This window comes from Streptomyces lateritius (genome assembly GCF_014649715.1).
Taxonomy (GTDB): domain Bacteria; phylum Actinomycetota; class Actinomycetes; order Streptomycetales; family Streptomycetaceae; genus Streptomyces; species Streptomyces lateritius.
This window is the reverse complement of sequence record NZ_BMTO01000010.1, coordinates 102,476-121,578: the sequence shown is the minus strand read 5'-3', so window position 1 is coordinate 121,578 and position 19,103 is coordinate 102,476. Positions and strand designations below refer to the sequence as shown.

18 protein-coding genes are annotated in these 19,103 nt (G+C 74.6%); 3 read left to right on the top strand and 15 right to left on the bottom strand.

Annotation, left to right across the window (positions count from 1 at the left end; genetic code table 11):
* Positions 1–71: 71 nt before the first annotated feature.
* Together IE136_RS21425 and IE136_RS21420 are read right to left on the bottom strand one after the other, a co-directional pair.
* A complete protein-coding gene (locus IE136_RS21425; RefSeq protein ID WP_189601216.1) occupies positions 72–1,169 on the bottom strand; it encodes an iron-containing redox enzyme family protein in 1,098 nt (365 codons plus the stop codon).
* Positions 1,170–1,250: 81 nt separating this feature from the next.
* The gene (locus tag IE136_RS21420; RefSeq protein WP_158984901.1) at positions 1,251–1,475 is read right to left on the bottom strand and encodes a DUF6480 family protein; all 225 of its coding nucleotides are present in this window, start codon (positions 1,473–1,475) and stop codon (positions 1,251–1,253) included.
* Positions 1,476–1,664: 189 nt separating this feature from the next.
* Here IE136_RS21420 and IE136_RS21415 point away from each other — a divergent pair, with 189 nt between their 5' ends.
* Positions 1,665–1,841 carry a CsbD family protein gene (locus IE136_RS21415; RefSeq protein ID WP_158984900.1) on the top strand — a complete coding sequence of 59 codons (177 nt, stop codon included), beginning with the start codon at positions 1,665–1,667 and terminating at the stop codon, positions 1,839–1,841.
* A gap of 112 nt (positions 1,842–1,953) precedes the next feature.
* Positions 1,954–3,762, top strand: coding sequence for a thiamine pyrophosphate-requiring protein (locus tag IE136_RS21410; protein WP_189601137.1), 1,809 nt, complete (start codon positions 1,954–1,956; stop codon positions 3,760–3,762).
* A 112-nt stretch (positions 3,763–3,874) separates the two neighbouring features.
* On the opposite strand, the gene IE136_RS21405 is transcribed toward IE136_RS21410, so the two are convergent.
* From IE136_RS21405 to IE136_RS21390, 4 genes are all read right to left on the bottom strand, one after another.
* Positions 3,875–4,408 carry a hypothetical protein gene (locus IE136_RS21405; protein ID WP_158984899.1) on the bottom strand — a complete coding sequence of 178 codons (534 nt, stop codon included), beginning with the start codon at positions 4,406–4,408 and terminating at the stop codon, positions 3,875–3,877.
* Between the two features lie 210 nt (positions 4,409–4,618).
* Entirely contained in the window at positions 4,619–5,146 is a 528-nt protein-coding gene (locus IE136_RS21400) for a DUF5709 domain-containing protein (protein WP_158984898.1), read from the bottom strand.
* An 81-nt stretch (positions 5,147–5,227) separates the two neighbouring features.
* Positions 5,228–6,037, bottom strand: coding sequence for an SDR family oxidoreductase (locus IE136_RS21395; protein ID WP_158984897.1), 810 nt, complete (start codon positions 6,035–6,037; stop codon positions 5,228–5,230).
* Positions 6,038–6,256: 219 nt separating this feature from the next.
* The gene (locus IE136_RS21390) at positions 6,257–7,003 is read right to left on the bottom strand and encodes an SDR family oxidoreductase (protein WP_158984896.1); all 747 of its coding nucleotides are present in this window, start codon (positions 7,001–7,003) and stop codon (positions 6,257–6,259) included.
* A 488-nt stretch (positions 7,004–7,491) separates the two neighbouring features.
* On the opposite strand from IE136_RS21390, the gene IE136_RS21385 reads away from it, so the two are divergent.
* Entirely contained in the window at positions 7,492–8,802 is a 1,311-nt protein-coding gene (locus IE136_RS21385) for an MFS transporter (protein WP_229819023.1), read from the top strand.
* Positions 8,803–8,960: 158 nt separating this feature from the next.
* Here the strand turns inward: IE136_RS21385 and IE136_RS21380 are convergent, their stop codons facing one another.
* The 9 genes from IE136_RS21380 to IE136_RS21340 all read right to left on the bottom strand — a co-directional run bounded on the left by IE136_RS21380 (position 8,961) and on the right by IE136_RS21340 (position 19,080).
* Positions 8,961–10,145, bottom strand: a complete 1,185-nt coding sequence (locus IE136_RS21380) for a glycosyltransferase family 9 protein (protein WP_229819008.1) — start codon at positions 10,143–10,145, stop codon at positions 8,961–8,963.
* A 17-nt stretch (positions 10,146–10,162) separates the two neighbouring features.
* Positions 10,163–11,557, bottom strand: coding sequence for a D-glycero-beta-D-manno-heptose 1-phosphate adenylyltransferase (rfaE2, locus tag IE136_RS21375; protein WP_158984893.1), 1,395 nt, complete (start codon positions 11,555–11,557; stop codon positions 10,163–10,165).
* Complete coding sequence (locus IE136_RS21370; RefSeq protein ID WP_189601135.1) at positions 11,554–12,228, bottom strand: D-sedoheptulose-7-phosphate isomerase; 675 nt, start codon at positions 12,226–12,228, stop codon at positions 11,554–11,556. Before IE136_RS21370 ends, rfaE2 begins: the two co-directional genes overlap by 4 nt.
* Before the next feature lie 161 nt (positions 12,229–12,389).
* On the bottom strand, positions 12,390–13,637 hold the full coding sequence (locus IE136_RS21365) for a glycosyltransferase (protein WP_158984890.1): 1,248 nt from the start codon (positions 13,635–13,637) through the stop codon (positions 12,390–12,392).
* Positions 13,634–14,599 carry a glycosyltransferase gene (locus IE136_RS21360; protein ID WP_158984888.1) on the bottom strand — a complete coding sequence of 322 codons (966 nt, stop codon included), beginning with the start codon at positions 14,597–14,599 and terminating at the stop codon, positions 13,634–13,636. The genes IE136_RS21365 and IE136_RS21360 overlap by 4 nt, the downstream gene beginning before the upstream one ends.
* On the bottom strand, positions 14,596–15,672 hold the full coding sequence (locus tag IE136_RS21355) for a glycosyltransferase family 9 protein (RefSeq protein WP_189601134.1): 1,077 nt from the start codon (positions 15,670–15,672) through the stop codon (positions 14,596–14,598). Before IE136_RS21355 ends, IE136_RS21360 begins: the two co-directional genes overlap by 4 nt.
* Positions 15,669–16,355 carry a D-glycero-alpha-D-manno-heptose-1,7-bisphosphate 7-phosphatase gene (locus IE136_RS21350; RefSeq protein ID WP_158984884.1) on the bottom strand — a complete coding sequence of 229 codons (687 nt, stop codon included), beginning with the start codon at positions 16,353–16,355 and terminating at the stop codon, positions 15,669–15,671. The genes IE136_RS21355 and IE136_RS21350 overlap by 4 nt, the downstream gene beginning before the upstream one ends.
* Positions 16,352–17,428 (bottom strand): glycosyltransferase family 2 protein, encoded by a 1,077-nt coding sequence (locus IE136_RS21345; RefSeq protein ID WP_158984882.1) that lies wholly within the window; start codon positions 17,426–17,428, stop codon positions 16,352–16,354. Before IE136_RS21345 ends, IE136_RS21350 begins: the two co-directional genes overlap by 4 nt.
* Positions 17,416–19,080, bottom strand: a complete 1,665-nt coding sequence (locus IE136_RS21340) for a carbamoyltransferase family protein (RefSeq protein ID WP_158984880.1) — start codon at positions 19,078–19,080, stop codon at positions 17,416–17,418. The genes IE136_RS21345 and IE136_RS21340 overlap by 13 nt, the downstream gene beginning before the upstream one ends.
* Positions 19,081–19,103: the final 23 nt, after the last annotated feature.

Genomic DNA, 19,103 nt, shown 5'->3' with positions numbered 1-19,103 from the left:
GGCCACGGCACGGCGCGCATCGCGCGCCGCGCCGTGGCCGCCGCCGTCGGTGGACCGTCACACATGGGACATCAGGCGGCGTCGTCGCGGAGGTCGCCCTGGTCGGCGAGGTCGCCCTCGTCCGCGTCGTCGCCGTCGCCGTCGAGAGGGGCCCGGAGCGCCGTGCGGTCCTGCCGCCAGGCCTCCGTCACGTGGTCCGAGAGGGCGTCCTCCAGGAGCACCGTCGCCTCGACGCCGAACGCCACGTCGCCGGCGAGGCCCGGCTCGTCCTCGAGAAGGCCGCCGACGACCTCACGGCGTACCAGCTGTTCGTGCACCGCGTCGGCCTCCACGTGCTCGTCGTAGAACCGCACCGCGGCGTCGCCCGCACCGAGCCGCCGCATGGCCGCCGCGATTCTGGAGGCGCCGGGCGACGAGGTGATCTCGAGCGTGGCGAAATGCCCGACGAGGGCCCCGCGCCGCATGCGGTGGAGCCCCAGGAGCGACATCAGGTTGACCGTCGCCAGCGTCTCGGCACCGGCCGACTCCAGATACCGGCCGTAGCCGGGGTCGAGCCCCAGATCGCCCATGAGGTCGGCGAAGAGGCGCGCGTGCATCCGCTCGGCCCGGCCGCACCCGTACTCGTCGTACTCCACCGCCAGCATCGCCGCCTTGGCGCGGCCCCGCAGCCGTGGCACGACCCACAGATGCGGATCGGCCTCTCTGAGCTGGTACACGGACCGCAGGGCGGCGTACTCCCGCAGGTGCCACAATTCGCCCTTCTTGAGCAGGAAATGCGAGGCGCCGTCGCCGTCGGCGGGCTCCCAGAGGATCGAGTCGAAGGCCTCGTCCAGGGACGTGTACCGTCCGCAGCGGCCGCGGAGGGCGTCCTCGAACCGCTCCTCGAGCAGCGCGCGCAGCCGCAGCAGGTCCGGGTCCCACTCCTTGTCGTCGCTCACCTCGGCGAAGCCCCGGTAGTGGAGCTCGTAGCAGAGGTGGAGGGCGAGTTGGAGATCCTCGCCGAACGGGTCGGCCTGCCGTACCTGCCGAGGGCCGGCGAGCCGCGGCGTGGAGCCCAGCAGGAAGGCGCGCACGGAGTCCGACAACTCGCCGCGGGGCGTCGGCAGCTCGGGCGCACCGCCCTGGGCGCCCGTCCGCGGCCCGAGTTCCGGCTTCCGTGTCGTCACCATCGTGGTCATGGCGGCTTGTCCCTTCACTCGACGCCTCTGGCGTTCCCCATGTGCCCCCATCGGGTCTCCCGCATGCGGTGATCACACGGCGAGCACGATGGCGTAGGCGAGGAAGAAGAACGCGACCAGCACGGCCATCACGCAGATGGCGATGACCGGGCCCTTCGCCCAGCCGCGCTTGGGCGGGCGGTAGGGGCCCGCACCCGAGGAGGTGCTCGATTCGGCCGGTGGCGTCTCGCCCGGCTGCACATCGTCGAGGGGGCGCGGGTCCTCGCGAGGATCCGGATCGGGGTTGTAGGCGGCCATCTCGCGCTCCTTTCCCTGCCCCCGCCTCGTGACGGAGGGCGGATGCCCGAAGCGGCGCGAATCATGCCGGGGGACCGGTTCGGCGGGCCGAGGAGGGGCGGTGCGGCGGCGTGTGGCGTAGGGGATCGGGGGTACTCGCAGGGGCGCACAGGAGCCGCCCTGGCTCGGTCACGCAGGAAGGACGCCGTCATGGGCAAGGCCAAGGCCAAGATGGAGCAGATGAAGGGCAAGGCCAAGCAGCGCGTCGGTGACTCCACCGACGATCGCTCGATGCAGTCCGAGGGCCGCAGGGAGAAGTCGGTCGGCAAGGTCAGGGAAGCCGCTCACGACATGGTGGAAGGCGTGAAGAAGGGTCGCAAGAAGTAGTCGCGCCACCCCGTTCCGTTACGGTCCGTCACGGAGCCCCGCAGATGCACGGCGGTCAACGCTCGTGCCCGCGGGGCTCCGTCCGGGTCGTCGCCGAGAGGAGAGAGAGCCCGTGTCGATCAAGGTGTCCGACCATGTTCTGGCGCGCCTGCGCGAGTGGGGGGTGGAGCACGTCTTCGGCTATGCCGGGGACGGCATCAACGGCCTGCTCGCCGCCTGGGGCCGGGCCGACAACCGGCCCGTGTTCGTGCAGGCCAGGCATGAGGAGACGGCCGCGCTCCAAGCGGTGGGCTACGCCAAGTTCTCGGGCAGGACGGCCGTCTGCGCCGCGACCTCCGGGCCCGGCGCGATCCATCTGCTCAACGGCCTCTACGACGCCAAGCTCGATCACGTCCCCGTGGTGGCGATCGTCGGCCAGACCGACCGCAGCGCCATGGGCGGCTCCTACCAGCAGGAGGTCGACCTCCTGAGCCTCTTCAAGGACGTCGCCGGCGACTACTGCGAGATGGTCACCGTCCCGGAGCAGCTGCCCAACGTCATCGACCGGGCGATGCGCACGGCCGCCGCCAAGCGGACCGTCACCGCCGTGATCATCCCCGCCGACGTGCAGGAACTGGAGTACTCGCCGCCCGAGCACGCCTTCAAGATGGTGCCGTCCAGCCTGGGCGCCGCCCCTTCCACGCCCGTCCCCGGCGACGAGGACCTCGCCCGGGCGGCCGAGGTGCTCAACGCCGGCGAGCGGGTCGCGATCCTGATCGGACAGGGGGCGCGCGGCGCGGAACCCGAGGTGGACCGGCTGGCGGACGTCCTCGGGGCGGGCGTCGCCAAGGCGCTGCTCGGCAAGGACGTGCTGGCCGACGACCTGCCGTACGTGACCGGCGCGATCGGTCTCCTGGGGACGCGCCCGAGCTACGAGCTGATGCGCGACTGCGACACCCTCCTCGTGATCGGCTCCAGCTTCCCGTACACCCAGTTCCTGCCGGAGTTCGACCAGGCCCGGGCGGTCCAGATCGACATCGACCCCTTCATGATCGGCCTGCGCTATCCCTTCGAGGTCAACCTCGTCGGCGACGCGAAGACCACGCTGACACGGCTTCTGCCGCTCCTCGACCGGAAGAGGAAGCGGAGCTGGCGCCAGACGGTCGAAAGGAACACCGCCCGCTGGTGGGAGGTCATGGAGCGGCGGGCCGCCGTGCAGGCCGACCCCATCAATCCCGAACACGTCGTGCACGCGCTCGACCGGTTCCTGCCCGACGACGTGATCCTCGCCGCCGACTCCGGCTCCGCGGCGAACTGGTACGCCCGCCACCTGCGGATGCGCGGCCGGATGCGGGGCTCGGTCTCGGGCACCCTCGCCACCATGGGCTGCGGTGTGCCGTACGTCATCGGGGCGAAGTTCGCGCACCCCGACCGGCCCGCCGTGGCCATCGTCGGCGACGGAGCCATGCAGATGAACGGCATGGCCGAACTCGTCACCGCCGCCAAGTACTGGAAGGACTGGGACGACCCCCGGCTGATCGTCGCGGTGCTCAACAACCGGGACCTCAACCAGGTCACGTGGGAGATGCGCGCCATGACCGGCGCCCCGCAGTTCCTGCCGTCGCAGGCGATTCCGGACGTGCCGTACGCCGATTTCGCGCGTTCCGTGGGGCTGGCCGGCATCCGGGTGGAGCAGCCCGGCGACGTGGTCGGCGCCTGGGAAGAGGCTTTGGCATCGGACCGGCCCTGCGTCCTCGACTTCCTCACCGACCCGGCGGTGCCCCCGATCCCGCCGCACGCGTCGCTGGACCAGATCGAGGCGGCGGCCGTGTCCGTCCTGCGGGGCGACAGCGACCGGGCCGCCGTGCTGAGGCAGGGGTTCAAGGCGAAGGTCCAGGAGCTGCTGGTGGGGCGGAAGCGGCCCGCCGGACAGCGCCACTGAGCAGGCTTGAGCACGGGAAGGTTTGAGCACGGGGTGCCCGAGGCCCGGGTGCTGGCAGGCTTGAAACCGAGCCGCTTGAGAGCGGTGGCTTGAGCGCGGTGGGGCCCTGCGGTCAGTGGGCGGTCGGCGGCGTCAGGACCTGACCGGCCACCCGGGCACGCAGGGCCTCGAGCGACTGGGACTGCCGCCGGGCCCGCTGGACGAGCTCCTCCAGCTGGTCGGCGTCCAGGCGGCCGTCCGTGCGGGCCAGCGCGTGCAAGGTGCGCCAGCAGGCCCCTTTGCCCTCCACGCCCAGGCGCATCGCCTCCAGTTCGAGGACGTCGCTGAGCGGGGAGCGGGAGAGGACACGGCCGTTGAGCTTCAGCCGCCCCAGCCGCTCCATCGTCCAGCCGAGCACGGTTCGGCTGCGGAGCCGGCGTACCCCGAGCGCTTCCATACACGCGCGCAGAGTACGCCGGTCCTCCCGGATCTCCCTGGCCAGCTCGGCCAGTTGGGGCTCGTAGTCCCGGCCGCGGTGTGCGCGGACGATGCGCCGCACGAGCTCGACGCCGGCCGCGGCCCCGGCGAGATGGTCGTTGAGGTAGATGCCCAGGAGGTCCGGGTCGGAGTTCTCCGGCCGTGTCGACGGGTGACTGTTCATCTCCATGATCGATACCTCCTCGGCGTACGGACGTGTGTTCCAGGTCGTGTCCGGAAAGTAGTGCCGTCTCCCCGCAGGGCAGGGCCCGCGGCGTCCGGTGCGTGCGATCGCGAGGCGGAGGGTCACCCTCGTACCGGGCGTACTCGGGTGACCCCGGCAACGCGGCGAGCGTGCGTGCCGGGCGTCGCGGGCCAGGCGGGACATTACGGACAGGGCCTAGACCCCTTCACGCGAGGGCCCGGCGCTCTCCTCCTCGCCCCCGTCCTCGCCCTCGATCCCGGTGTCCACGTGCATCGCGGCCTCCTCTGCCGCCGCCGTGCCGTCGTCGATGCCGACGTCCCGGGCGAGGACGTCGTTGCGCGACTCCCGCGCCGGTCGGTCGATCGGGGTGAGGCGGCCGGCGCGGGTCGCCCCCGCCTCCGGGTCCACGGGCTCGCCCTGGCCCCCTACGAGATCGCCGATGCCGTCCCCCTCCGGCGGCTCCACGTCGGGGACCTCCTGGGCGAGACGCTCGTCGAGGGACTCGCCCTCCCGCTGTTCGCTCTGGGTCGTGCCGTGCCGGGTGACGGCCCGGGGGCGGTCGGGAGGCGAATAGCCGGGCTCGCGCATGTCGTCGAGCGGGGTCGCCTCGATGGCGTTCTCCAGGTCGAGATCGTCGGTGGGGCGATTGTCCGCGTCCGCGTTCGTGGGCTGGTAGACGTCGTCGCCGCGGGCGCCCTCCTGCCCGGTCTCGTTCTGGGCCATGACCGGCTCCCTTCGTGTCTCCTCGGTGCGTGACGTACGCAGGGCGGGTTCCCGGGTGTCACCCGCCGACACATGGAAAGGTCAGGGCCTTCGCCAGTCGTCGCTGTCGAGGTGCGAGCCCGCCATCGGCCCCATCCGCAGCATGCCGCCGTCCACGGCCCATGAGGCCCCCGTCACGTAGGAGGACTCCGGGCCCGCGAGCAGCGCGACCACGGCCGCGACCTCCCGGGCGTCCCCCGGCCGCCCGAGCGGGATCCCCGGGCGGGAGGCGGTGAGGACGTTCTCGTCCTCCTGGCCTGTCATCGGGGTGGCGATCTCCCCGGGCGCGACCGAATTGACCGTGATGCCGTGCTCCGCCAGCTCCAGCGCCATGACCTGCGTGAGCAGGCCGAGGCCGCCCTTGGCCGCGCAGTACGGGCCGGCGCCCACCCGGGGCTGATGCTCGTGGACCGAGGTCACGTTGACGATGCGACCGCCGCCCCCCTGGTCGATCATGCGGCGAGCCGCCCGCTGCACACAGAGCAGGGGTCCGACGAGATCGACGTCGAGGACCTGCCGGACGGTCGTGAGGTCCAGATCGAGAAAGGAAGTGGCGGTCCCGACGCCCGCGTTGTTCACCAGGACGTCGACCCGGCCGAGCCTCTCGGCGAGGTGGTCGATCACGTCCGCCGCCTCCGGCAGCTTCGTGAGGTCGAGGGCGGCGACGACGGCCCGGCGGCCCTGCGCGCGCACCTCCTCGGCCGTGGCCTCTGCACCCTCCTCATCGGCGTGCCAGGTGATCCCGATGTCCATGCCCGCCTGGGCCAGCCGTACGGCCACGGCCCGGCCGATACCGGAGTCGGAACCGGTCACGATCGCTGTCCTGGGGTCGAAGCCGAGCGTGTCGGCCATCACTCCTCCTCATCGTCCTAGGTGGTGTCCGGAAGGTAGCGCCGTCTGCCCGCAGGGCGGGGCCCGCGGCGTCCGGTGCGTGCGATCGCAAGGCGGAGGGTCGCCCTCGTACCGGGCGTACCCGGGTGATCCCGGCAACGCGGCGAGCGTGCGTGCCAGGCGTCGCGGGCGCAGGCGGGACTTCACGGACACGGCCTGGGGCTTTCGGGGCGGCGGGCGTCACGGCCAGGAAGGCTCACGGCGCGGTACGACGACCAGTTCGGCCACCGCGCTTCCGGCCGGCACCGACAGCGCGTACATCACGGTGTCCGCCACGATCTCCGGGCTCTGCAGCAGCGACACGTCGGCGTCCGGGAAGCGGTCGAGGATGAAGGCGGTCTCCATGCCGCCCGCGACGATGCCGGTCACGCCGATCCCGGGGCAGTCGCGCTGGGCCTCCTTGAAGAGCGTGTGGGTGAAGGTGCGCAGACCCGTCTTTCCCGCCGCGTAAGGGCCCGCCTCGGTCCAGGTGCGGATCGCCGCGGTCGAGAGGATGTTCACGATGTGGCCGCCGCCACGGGTCACCATGCGCCCGTAGCTTTCGCGGCACAGGTACATCGGTCCGAGCAGGTTGGTGGAGACGACCCGGGTCATCTCCTCGGCGGTGAGTTCCGCCACGGACTTCGTCACGTCGACGGCAGCGTTGTTGACCAGGATGTCGACCGCCTCCCCGTCCTCGTCCAGGTCACGGAAGACATCGGCCACGGCTTCCGGGTCCCGGACGTCCAGGCTGACGGGGCGGGCCCGGCAGCCCTCGGCGAGCAGGGCCTCGCACATCTCCTTCGCCAGGTCCTGGCGTACGTCCGCGACCAGGACGGACGCCCCGGCGCGCGCGAGCCGTCGGGCGATCGCGGCCCCCAGACCCCGGGCACCGCCGGTGACCAGCGCCTGCTTGCCGTCCAGCTCCACCTGTACTCCGCTGTTCATCGGTTTCCCTTCGATGCGGTGTTCCTTGCCGGCACCCCGACGGAGGCCGTTCCTTCCCTTCCTCATCTGAAGTCGTCCCGGCCCCGGGCGCGCGGCGGATTACGCCGCACGCCGCAGGTTCACAGGGTGTGAGCAAGCACACCAGCAGTCCTGCGTCCTTACCCCGTAAGGCAGTTGGGCCTTTCAGGGTTCCTCGGCGCGCGCCCTCGCCGCATCGGGCCGTGGCTTCTCGAGAACCGTCTGCCACGATGGGTCGCCGGGACCTCCCGCCGCTCACCGAGCCTTCGCGCAACCTCGCTGGGGCACACCGGGATTCGGGGCGGATCCCTGCCACCTCCCCCGTCCGCGCCGCCGCGCACACCCCTGGTATTCCTGTGCCTTCCTCCACCATGCCCTCGTCCGCCCCCACCACCCCGCCCGTACCCGGCTCCGCCTCCGAAGCGTCGCGGGACGACCGCTCCCCGTGGCGTTCGCTGCGGGGACGCAGCATGCGCTGGTGGGCCGTCGCCAACTTCGTCTCCAACGCGGGCACCTGGATGCAGCTCACGGTCCAGAACCTGCTGGTGCTCCAGATCACCGGCTCCGCCGCCGCGACCGGGCTCTCCATGTCCGTCCAGGCCGCACCCGGTCTGCTCCTGGGGACCGTGGGCGGCGCGGTGGTCGACCGTTGGCCCAGGAAGGTGACGGCCGCGGTCGGCCAGGCCCTCCTCGGCGGCGTCGCCGTGCTCACCGCCGTGCTCGTGGCGCTCGACCAGCTGAATCTCCCCCTGCTGATGGCCCTGGCCGCGCTCACCGGCCTCATCGCGACCGTGGACGGCCCCGCCTGCTCCCTGCTCGGAAACGACCTCGTCAAGTCCGAGGACGTCCCCTCGGCCATCGGTGTCGGCTCGCTCGCGCACAGCGCCGGCCGGCTGGCCGGAGCCGCGCTCGCCGGTGTGACGGTCGGAGTCCTCGGCACGGCGGCGGCCTATGTCGCCAACGGCATCTCCTTCGCCTTCGTGGCCTGCGTGATCCCCTTCCTCAAGCCCGTGCGACGCCAGGAGCGGGCCGCCGAGCCGGCGGCCGCGCGCCCGGCGCGGGACGGCCGGCGCAAACCGCGTGACACCGGTGTGCGCGAGGGCCTGGTCTTCTTCGCCCGCCGTCCGCGGCTCGTCGCGCTCGCCGGCCTCAACGGCATCAGCGCGCTCTTCGGCCGCAACTACTCGCTGACCCTGGTGGTCCTCGTCACCGGCCCCCTCGCGGGTGACGCCGGCACGTTCAGCACCGTGGCCACCGTCCTCGCCGTGGGCGGAATCGTCGGTGCGGTGCTCGGAGCCAGGCTGCGCCGCCCCGGGGTACGCCTCGTGGGCATGCTGACGGTCGCCGGAGCCCTGCTCCAGGTCCTCGCCGGCCTCTCGCCCTCGGTCGCGGTCCTGCTCGTCCTCGTCCTGCCCATGGCGATCGCGGAGTCCGTCGCGGACACCGCCCAGAGCACCGTGCTGCAGACCGACCCGCCGGCCCACATGCGCGGACGGGTCCTGGGCGCCTGGAACAGCATCCGTACGTTGTGGGGGCTCGCCGCGCCCCCGACGCTCGGCCTGCTCATGGAGGTGCTCGGGGTACGCGGAGCGCTCGTGGCGGGTGGCCTGCTGGTCGCGTCCACCGTCGGCGCGGCGTTCCTGACACGGGGCCGCAGCGCGGCGACGGCCGCCAAGGCCCCGTCGGTCGACGAGATCGTCGAGGCTCCGCTCAGCGAGGCGCTGAAGCCCAGTACGGCACCCCTGCCGACGTCGCGCACCGAGCTGGAGACCGCGGTCTGACGCACGGGCGGGTGCGGTACGGGCGCGCGGCTCGTGCCCGGCCGTGCCTGCCCCGCGTGCCCGCACCGCCATGGCTGTCCCGTGTATCCGCACCAGGGTCGCCTCCGTACCGGTCACGACCACGTCGGTCACGACCGCACCGGTCGCGACCGCGTCGGTCACGACCCCGTCCTCACGGGGCCGGCGGCTCTGCCGCCCTTCCCCTCCGGGCACCCGCCGCCGGCCGGCTGCTCGCCGCCGAGGGAGCCGGCGCCCCCGGGCCGACCCGAGTCATGCGGCCGGGGAGTGTCACCGGACAGGACCGCCCCCGCGGTTCCGCCGGCGCGGCCCGTCAGGCTCTCCACCGCCCCCAGCACCTCCTCGACCGACACACGCAGCAGCCGCGGGTCCGGTGTGGTGCCGTGCGGGTCTCCCGGCCGCAGGGGGTCGTCGCCCGGGAAGGGGTGCCACAGAGACCGGTGAGGTCCTGCCGTGGGCGGCCCCCACAGCCGCGGCGACACCGGCCCGAACAGCACCACGGAGCGGGCTCCGAGCGCCGACGCGAGATGGGCGATCCCCGTGTCGCCCACCACCACGCAGCGGGACCGCGCGAGCAGTGCGCACAGCCGGGCGAAGGGGACACCCTCGGGCCCGCCGAGGACCTCCGCCAGGGACAGACCCGCGCGCGAGGCCACCGCCGCCGCGGCCGCCTCCTCGCCGGGTCCCGCCGTCACCACCACACGCTGTCCCGCCCGGCGCAGAGCCCCGGCCACGGCGGCGTACCGCTCCGCCGGCCAGCGGCGAGCCCCGGAGTCCGCCCCGGGATGCAGGACCACGGCCCCCGGGGCTGGGGACGGCACGGTGGGTGCCGGGATGCACAGCTCGTCGGGGTCCGCCGTCAGGCCGTACCAGCGCAGCAGCCGGCACCAGCGCTCCCGCTCGTGCTCGTCCGGACGCCACCGCGGACCGTCCAGAGCGGGCATGTCCGCGTGCCGGAACGCCCACAGCGCACCCGCGCCCGTCCGCTCCAGGAGTCGGTGACTGAGCGGCCCACAGCCGTGCAGATCGACCGCGAGTTCCGGTGGCGGGCCACTCCACGGCAGCTCCGCCGGGACCTCGCGCCCCGGGGCCCGGGTCGGCAGCATCCGGTCCACGGCTCCCGTGGCCCCCGTGACCGCCGCCAGCGACGCGGGACCGGCCAGCACGATCTCGTGGCCGGGGAACCCGCGGCGCAGCGCCCTCAGCGCCGGTACCGAGGTCAGCACGTCACCGAGTCCCAGCGCGCGCAGCACCAGCACCGTGGGCCGGCGCCCGCCCCTTCCGCAGGGGGCCGAGGCAGCCCCCGCGGTCTCGTCGCCGGCCATGTCCTCCTCCCGCGCCGTCATCGGGCGGGCGGCGGGGGAACGGCCGCCTTGGCGGCCCGGTGGGCGAGCGAGGTGGTGGAGCGGCCGTCGAGATAGGGCAGCACGACCGCCTGGCCGCCCCATTTCCGCAGCACTTCCGCCTCCGGCAGCTCCTCGACCGCGTAGTCGCCGCCCTTCACCCAGACGTCGGGCCGCAGCGATTCCAGGAGCCGTACGGGAGTCTCCTCGTCGAACACGGCGACGGCGTCGACGCTGTCGAGGGCGCTCAGCACGCGGACCCGGTCCGCCAGCGGGGTCAGTGGCCGTCCGGGGCCCTTCAGCCGGGTGACGGAGGCGTCGGAGTTGACGCAGACGATCAGGCAGTCCCCGATCCGGCCGGCGTTCTCCAGGAGCCCCACATGTCCGGCGTGGAGCAGATCGAAGCACCCGCCGGTGGCGACGACCGTGCCGCCGCGCGCGTGGATCTCGCGGGCGAGGTGCAGCGCGTCCGAGGGCAGCGGCCGCTCGTCGCGGGGCACCGTCGCCGGTTCCCACAGCTCTCTGTTGCCCGCGCCACCGGCCCGTACGAACGCCGCCGACTCGGCGACCGCCCGGGTGACGGCCTCCTCCGGCAGCGCGCCCTCGGCGAGGGCGGCGGCCGACGCCGCGGCGAAGCAGTCGCCCGCTCCGCAGGGGTCGCCGCCCGCGGTGAAGGGGGCCGGGACGAGGACCGGAGCCGCCCCCGGCCGGGTGAGGAGCGCGCCCCGCTCGCCGAGCGTCACGACGACGGAGCCGGCGGCCCACCGCTCGGCCAGATCGGCGCCCCGGCGGGCGTGTGCGCCGAGCGAGCCGCCCACCAGGGCGCTGAGCGCGGCCGCCTCGGCCGCGTTGGGCGTGACCAGTCGGGCCCCGGCCACGGGCGGGCCGCCCCGGGGATGGGGATCCCACACCAGCGGGACCCGCGCCGCCGCCGCGGCCAGCGCCGGGCGCAGAGCGTCCGCGGTGCCCCGGCCGTAGTCGGCCACGAGGACGGCGCGGGCGGCGGCGAGAGCGTCGAGCGCCCGCGCGCCCGGCTTGCCCGGCGTCCCGTCGCCCCGGTCGACCCGGACCAGCGGACGACCGCCGGCCAGAACCCGCGTCTTCACCGGCAGCGTGCCCTCCAGCGGGATCTCCACCAGGCTCACCCGTCCCCGCAGCGCGCGCCGGACGGTCTCGCTCGCCGGGTCCCGGCCGAGCGCCGTGACCAGGACGACCGGGCGGCGGTGGCGGGCCGCGAGCGCGGCGGCGAGACCGGCCCCGCCGGGCCGGGCCCGCTCCTGCGCCACGTCGACCACGGGCACGGGCGCGTCCGGGGCGAGCCGGCTCGCGTGGCCCTCGACGTCCTGGTCGAGCAGGACGTCGCCCACCACGACGAGGGGTCCGTCTTCGTTCACGACGACCTCCTGAGGAAGGCGACCGAGGGCGCGGCCGACGTGTGGGGCGTGCCGTTGAGCGCGGCACGCCGCGGCGCCGCGGCGGGGGCGGTCGCGACGGCGTCGTCGAAGAACTCGCACAAGAGGTGGACGGCCACCAGGTGCGCCTCCTGGACCGTGGCCGTCGTCGCCCCGTCGACGCAGAGGGCCTCCTCGGCCGCCTCCGCCAGGGGATTGGGCGACGGACCGGTCAGAGCCCAGACCGTGAGACCGGCCGTGCGCGCGGTCATGGCGGCCGACAGCAGGTTCGCGCTGCGCCCGGAGGTGGAGAGCAGCATGAGGACGTCCCCGGTGCGGCCGTGCGCGGCGACCTGCCGGGCGAAGACCTGCTCGAAGCCGTAGTCGTTCCCGATGGCGGTGACGCTGGACGTCTCCGCGTGCAGGGCGAGGGCCGAGTAGGGGGGCCGCTCGCGTTGGTAGCGTCCGACCAGTTCGGCCGTCAGATGCTGGGCCTGGGCGGCGCTGCCGCCGTTGCCCGCCGCGAGGAGGCGGCCACCCGCGGGAAGCACCTCGGCGAGTCGGTCGCCCCACCGCGCGAGTCGCCCCAGACCCTGGCGGCGCAGGCGCTCCAGGGCCGTCTGCAGGGACTGGCAGTGGAGCTGCGCGCTCTCGTAGGTGTGCGATTGGCTCATGGTGTGTCGACCGGCGCTTCGGGGAGCGCCCGCCGCACCTCCTTCCGGCTTCGTACGCGGCTTGCGGCTTCGTCGGCGGTTCTGGTCCGTACGCGGCTTTCTGGTCCGTGACGCGGCTTACGGCTCCGTGCCCGGGTGGCCGGTGCACGGAGCCCGGACGGTCACAGGGCGGTTCCCGCGACCGCGAAACGCGCCGCGAGAGCGGCGCGGTAGGACGCCTCGGTGGCGGCCGCCACCCGCTCCCAGCAGAACCGGTCGAGGACACGTCGCCGGCCGGCGTTCCCGTACGCCGTGCGCAGGGCGGGATCGGCGAGCAGGACGGCGACGGCCGCGGCGAGGGCCGCGGGGTTCCTCGGCGGAACCAGCAGTCCGTTCACCCCGTCGGCGACGGAGTCCAACTGACCACCCACGGCGCTGGCGACGACCGGCCGGCCGCAGGCCATCGCCTCCAGCGGGACGATGCCGAAGGGTTCGTAGTCCGCCGGGCAGAGCACCACGTCCGCGCTGCGCATCAGGGCGGGGACCCCGGAGGCCGGCACACCGCCGGTGAAACGGACCCGGTCGGCCACGCCCGCCTCCGCCGCGAGCTTCCGTAGCCGCCGCACCTCCGGATCGGCGTCGAGCCGGTCGGGCGGCGGGCCGCCCACCACGACCAGCTCCGCGCGGGGCAGCCCTGGCAGCGCGGCGATCGAGACGGCGGCGCCCTTGCGCGGCACCAATCGCCCCAGCTGCAGCAGCCTGTAGGGGAACGGGCCCCGGCGCGCGACCGGCCCGTCCGGCCGGAACGCCTCCGGGTCGACCCCGCACGGAACGATGTCGACCTTCCCGCGCGGGATGCCCATGGCGGCCAGCTCGTCCACCTCGTCCCGGCAGGTGGCGATCACCCGGTCACAGCCCGTGCCGACCTCCGTCTCGCAGGCGATGCGGGCGGGCGGACTGGTGTCGGCCCGGCCCTGGTGGCGCCGCTTGACCGTGCCCAGCGCGTGGTACGTGTGCAGCAGCGGCAGCCGGGTCTCGCGGGTCGCCCACAGGGACGCCAGGCCCGACATCCAGAAGTGCGCGTGGACCACGTCCGGGGCGCGGGCCTGCCACTCCCCGGTCAGACAGCGGGCGAACTCGCTCATGTAGGGCAGCAGTTCGTCCTTCGGAACCGGTTGTGCCGGCCCGGCAGGGACATGATGGACCGTGACCCCGGGGCGCAGCGGAGTCCGGTCCGGAAGATCCGGGTCGTCGCGCCGGGTGAACACCGTCACCCGGTGTCCGCGGTCGGCGAGCACCCCGGCGAGCTGGGCCACGTGCACGTTCTGCCCGCCGGCGTCGACGCCGCCCAGCGTGGCGAGGGGACTGGCGTGCTCGGAGACGAGGGCGATGTCCAGAGGACGGCCGTCGAGGGGGGAGAAGCGTGTCATGACCGAACCTCCGCGATGAGGTGCTCCCAGTCGTCGAGGAAGCGCTTGACTCCGTACCGCTCGAGGGCCGCCTGGCGGGCGCGCGCGCCGTCCTCGGCCGCGGCCTCCGGCTCGGCGAGATAGCGCCGGGCCGCGGCGGCCAGGACCTCGGGGCGGGTGGAGAGCGTGCCCGTTCCCGCGGGCACGGCCTCCACGGCCTCGGTGGTGGCGAGCGCCACCACCGGCATGCCGAGGTGCATGGCCTCGAGGAGCGAGAGTCCCAGCGACGTCCACCGCACCGGGTGGAGGTACAGGCGGCGTTCGGCCAGCGCGGCGTGCAGATGACGCTGGGGGAGGTCGGTGGTGCGGCACCGCTCGGCGGGGAGGCCGAGACGGTCGGCGAGCCCCTCGGTCCGCATCCCGAAGACGTCGAGCGGCGCCGCCTCGGCCAGCTGCGGCAGCAGGTCCGTACCGACGAACCGGCGCCGTCTGACAGGCTCGTTGACCACCACGGCGGCCCTCGGGAGGCGGCCGGTGTAGAGATGGCCCGGGTCGACGATGCCGTGCTCGATCACCGCGGTGCGGGTGGCGCCGTTGTCCCAGAACAGCCGGTTGAAGTGGGTGACGTGGACGAGCGTCAGGTCCGTGCGGTCGGCCGTCGGGTGCCGGGTGTCGGGAACGTCGCCGCGTGGCGTGTTGTGCTCCACGTAGACGGCGGGGACGTCCTTGCCGGGACGCCGGCCGCCGAGCCAGCGGGTGGCGAGCTCCTCCTCGTGCGGGCGTTGCAGGACGACCAGATCCACCGGTGCCTCGGCCAGCCCGGCGGGGGAGATCTCGCGTACCGACGACGGCCAGGTGAAGGTGTCGGCCCGTCCCCGCCCGTCGGCTCCCCGGTCCGGCGTCACCGGAACCAGATACGTGTGGGGTCCCTGGACGAACGCGGTCGTCCAGGAACCGTGCACATGCCACAGGAGGATGTTCATACGGTCGCTCCTTCCGTCCCGTACGCGTCCTCCGGGTGTGCCGGAGCAGCGCCGGGAGCTTCCCGGCCGAGGAGCGCGGACACCGCCGCGACGACCTCGGCATCGCTCACCCCGTCGAGGCAGGGATGACCCTCGACCGGGCAGATCCGTGCCCGGCTCAGGGCGCACGGGGCGTCCTGGTCGCCGAGCAGCACATGGGCGACGCCGTGGGGCCGCCACCGCTCGGCGGGCACCACCGGCGCGAAGAGAGAGACCACGGGGGTGCCCACGGCGGCGGCCAGGTGCGCGGGCCCGCTGTTCCCGGCCACGACGACCCGGGCGCGGGCCAGGACTCCGGCGAGCGCCGCCAGACCGGCGGTCGCCCCGCCGAGATCGAGGCCGTGCCGGCCGGCGACGCGCGCCGTCAGAGGCTTCTCCGCCGGGCCACCCGTCACGACCACCCGGTGGCCGGCCCGGTGCAGGGCGGCCGCCGCCCGCTCCGCCCGCGCGGGGCTCCAGGCGCGGGCCGGCACCGCCGCACCCGGGTGCAGCACGACGTACGGCTCCGGGCCGGTCAGCGCGGTGGTGTCCGGCGGCTCGCAGACCCGCAGCGCCCCGTCGTCCCCCGGCGGCAGCCCGAAACCACCGGCGCGCGCCAGGTCCAGCGCGGCCTCGGCCTCGTGCCGGCCCGGCAGGCGGCGGTGCCGCAGGTCGAGCAGCGCCCCGGGATAGTCCTCGCTGTCGGCGGCGATCCACGGCACGCCGGCGAGCCGCAGCAGAAGCGCCGCGGGCAGCGGACTCTGGTGGTACGAGACGAGGACGAGGGCCCGGTCGAAGTGGTGGGCGGCGACGGCGTCGATCAGCCTCGCGCAGTCGCGCGGCGAGACCGGCGGCGGTTCCAGGCCGACCCAGGGCGCCTCGTGCACGAGGACGTCGTCCACGCCGGGCAGCAGTTCTGCGGCGGGGGCGCCGAGCGGCCCGCACAGCATGACGGTCCTGGAGGAGTCCGCCGCGACGGCTCGTACGGCCGGGCCCGCGAGCAGCACGTCCCCGGCGCTGTCCAGGCGGACGACGAGCGTGCGGGGCGCGGTCATCGCGCACCGCCCCGGGGCACCGGGCCGCCGTGGGCGCCGGCGCCCATCAGGATCATGCGGACCATGGCCGGCAGGTCGGGCGCGGTCTCGGGCGCCGCGTCGACCTCGGCCGGCAGCGTCGCACGGGTCGGTACGAGGACACCCCGGGCACCCGCAGCACGGGCCGCCTCGACGTCGGAGCCGATGTCGCCGACGACCACCGTGCGCGAGGGCCGCACCCCGAGCCGCGCACACGCGGCGAGGACCAGGCCGGGCGCCGGCTTGCGGCACGGGCAGCCGTCCCCCGCTCCGTGCGGGCACACCGCCCACACCGAGAAGGGGCCGACGAGTTCGTCCACGCGCCGCCGCATCGCTTCGACGTTCCGGCGGCTGATCAGGCCACGGGCGACACCGGACTGGTTGCTCACCACCCCCACGGGTATCCCGAGGCTGCGCAGGGCCGCGACGGCGGCGGCCGCGCCCGGCATGGGGACCACCAGGCGGGGGTCGCCGTTGTAGGGCACATCGGCTATGAGCGTGTCGTCCCGGTCGAAGAGGACCGCCTCCGGCAGCCGGGCGTACGGGCCCCGCGCCCATGCCGGTCTCGGCGGGAGCGGAGCGGTGGGGTTCTCACCGTCCAGCAGCCAGGGCCCGCCGGCGCGGACGCCGACGGGACGGAGCCGGGCGGGGGAAGGGCCCCTCATGACGCCGCCTCCGCGCGGCGTGGGACGTCCGCCGGGGCCGGGCCCGCGGCCGGCGAACGGGCCGGTCCACGCGGCAGGGCGTTGCGGTGGACGATCTGCCCGCGCAGCCGGTGCCAGACGGCGGCGGTGGGGATGACGGCACTCGTCAGGACCATGCGGGTGATCTCCTCCCGTGTGCGCGGGCCCGGAGCGACGCGGGCGAGGGCGAACTCGGCCGTCCCCGCGAGCCAGAGCGCGGCGCACCCCGCCGCGGCCCGGGGGAGCCCGGCGGCCGCACAGCCGAGGGAGCCCACTCCGGCGGCCACGACGGCCAGATGACGGGCGAAGCGGCCGCGAGGGGCGCCGGCCCGGTCCCGCCAGTCCGGCCCGTGCAGCCGCGCCATCAGCACGTCGTCGGCGTTGCCGGCCTGCTGACGGACGGAGACCCAGGGGTCGGCGGGCCGTACGGGGTGGGTGGTCCTGCGGGTGCCCGCCGCGAGCGTCCAGCCCCCGCCCAGCAGCCGCAGGGCCAGGTCGGCGTCCTCCCGGTACGCGCGCCGGAAACGTTCGTCGAAGCCGCCGGAGGCGTCGAGCGCCGCCCGGCGGAAGGCCATGTCGGCGGTGATCCAGCGGGCCGTGGCCAGGCCGGCCGTGCAGCGCTCCCAGTCGGTGGGGCGACGGTCCTGTGGCAGCGGTACGTCGATGCGCGCGGTCACCGCCGCGGTGTCCTCCGACGCCGAGGCCAGGTCCCGGGCGAGGTCCTCGGCCCAGGTGTCCGACGGCACCACGTCGTCGTCCAGGAAGACGATCCACCGCGCCGGTCCGGCCAGCCGTGCTCCTGCGTTGCGGGCCGCGGCCGGGCCGCGCGCCCGGCCGGGCACCACGGTGGTGTACGGCCGGAGGGCCTCCGGGACGGAGAGGTGCGGCACCGTACCGTCCTCGCCGGGCCGGTCGTGCACGATGACCACCCGCGTCGGCCTCGGCCCGCCGGACGCGGCCAGCGCGTCCAGGCAGGCGCGAAGGCTCGGGCGGCCGAGGGTCGGCACCACCACCGCGTACGACGGCGCCCCGCCGGTGCCCGTCACCGGGACCATCCGTTGGCGCCGGGGCGGAACGCCTCGCCGCGCCGGATCGCGTACGGGCCGATGGCCAGCAGATCGACCGGTGACGATCCGAAGCACTCCAGCGCGTCGCGCGGGTCGTCCACCATCGGCCGTCCCGCCGTGTTCAGGCTGGTGTTGACGACGACGGGGAGGCCGGTGCGGCGCTCGAACTCGTCGAGCATCCGGGCCACGAGCGGTTCCTCCGCCCGGTCCACGGTCTGGATCCGCGCCGTGCCGTCGACGTGCACGACGGCCGGGATCCGCTCGCGCCACTCGGCCGCGACCTCGTGCACGAAGAGCATGTACGGGCTGGGCAGCGGGCCGTCGAACATCTCGGCCGCCCGGTCGGCCAGCACCATCGGTGCCACCGGCCGGAACTGCTCGCGGCCCTTGACGTCGTTCAGCCGCTCCAGGTTTCCCGCGTGGCCGGGATGGGCGAGCAGCGAGCGGTGCCCCAGCGCGCGCGGGCCGTACTCCGAACGTCCTTGGAACCAGGCGACGATGGCGTTGTCGGCCAGCGCCTCGGCGACGGTGGCGGCGATGTCGGGCGGCCGCTCGAACGGGACCGCCGCGGTCTTGAGCCAGCCCCCGAGCTCCGCGTCCGACCACTCCCGGCCCAGGTCCGCGCCCCGCATCGGCTCCGGCTCGTCGCCCGCGCCCGCCGACAGGAGCAGGGCCGCGCCGAGCGCGGTCCCCGCGTCACCGGCCGCAGGCTGGACCCACACCCGGGCGAAGGGGCCTTCACGCGCGATCCGCGAGTTGGCCACGCAGTTGAGCGCCACGCCCCCGGCGAGTGTCAGCACCCGGTCGTGGGTGCGCCCGTGCAGCCAGCGCACCAGGTCCAGCATCGTCTCCTCCAGAACGGCCTGCGCGCTGGCCGCGACATCGGCGTGGTCCTGGGTCCACTGCTCGTCGGGGGCGCGTGGCGGACAGAGCTCGTGCCACGGCACACCGCACGCCTGGAAGCCGCCCTCGCCGGTCGGGTGCACGTACCGGCGCAGCTCTCCCAGCATGCGCGGGGTGCCGTGCGAGGCGAGTGCCATCACCTTGAACTCGTCGGAGGAGCGCAGGAACCCGAGATGCTCGGTCAGCTCCTCGTAGACCAGGCCGAGGGAATGCGGCAGGTCCTGCGCGTACAGCGGCTCGATGCGGTCGCCGGTCCGCCGCGCGGCCAGGTGCGAGCCGCGCTCCCCGCGCCCGTCGAGGACGAGGACCGAGGACGTCTCGGCGTCGTGCGCGGCGAACGCGCTCGACGCGGCGTGCGCCATGTGGTGGCCCACGAAACGGACGATGCCGGGGTCGAGCCCCGGGAGCGCCGTCCTCAGGAATCCGGGGGCCTCGCGGGCGTAGGTCTGGCGCAGGTGGTCCCACGGATCGTGCAGCCCCATGGCCTCGGCCGGCAGCGCCTGCGCCGGGTCGTAGGAGTACGCGACGGCGTCGAGGTCCTGCGGCTGCAGCCCGGCGCGCTCCAGGCACCAGCGGGCCGCCTGCTCCGGCAGCTCCCAGGCCGAGAACGGCACCGGACGCTTGCCGTGCTTGCGCCGTGAGAAGCGTTCCTCCTCCGCGGCGGCGACGGTCCTGCCGTCGACGACGAGGGCGGCGGCGGGGTCGTGGAACAGCGCGTTGATTCCGAGAACTCGCATGATGGCGGGGGCCTTTCCGCTGT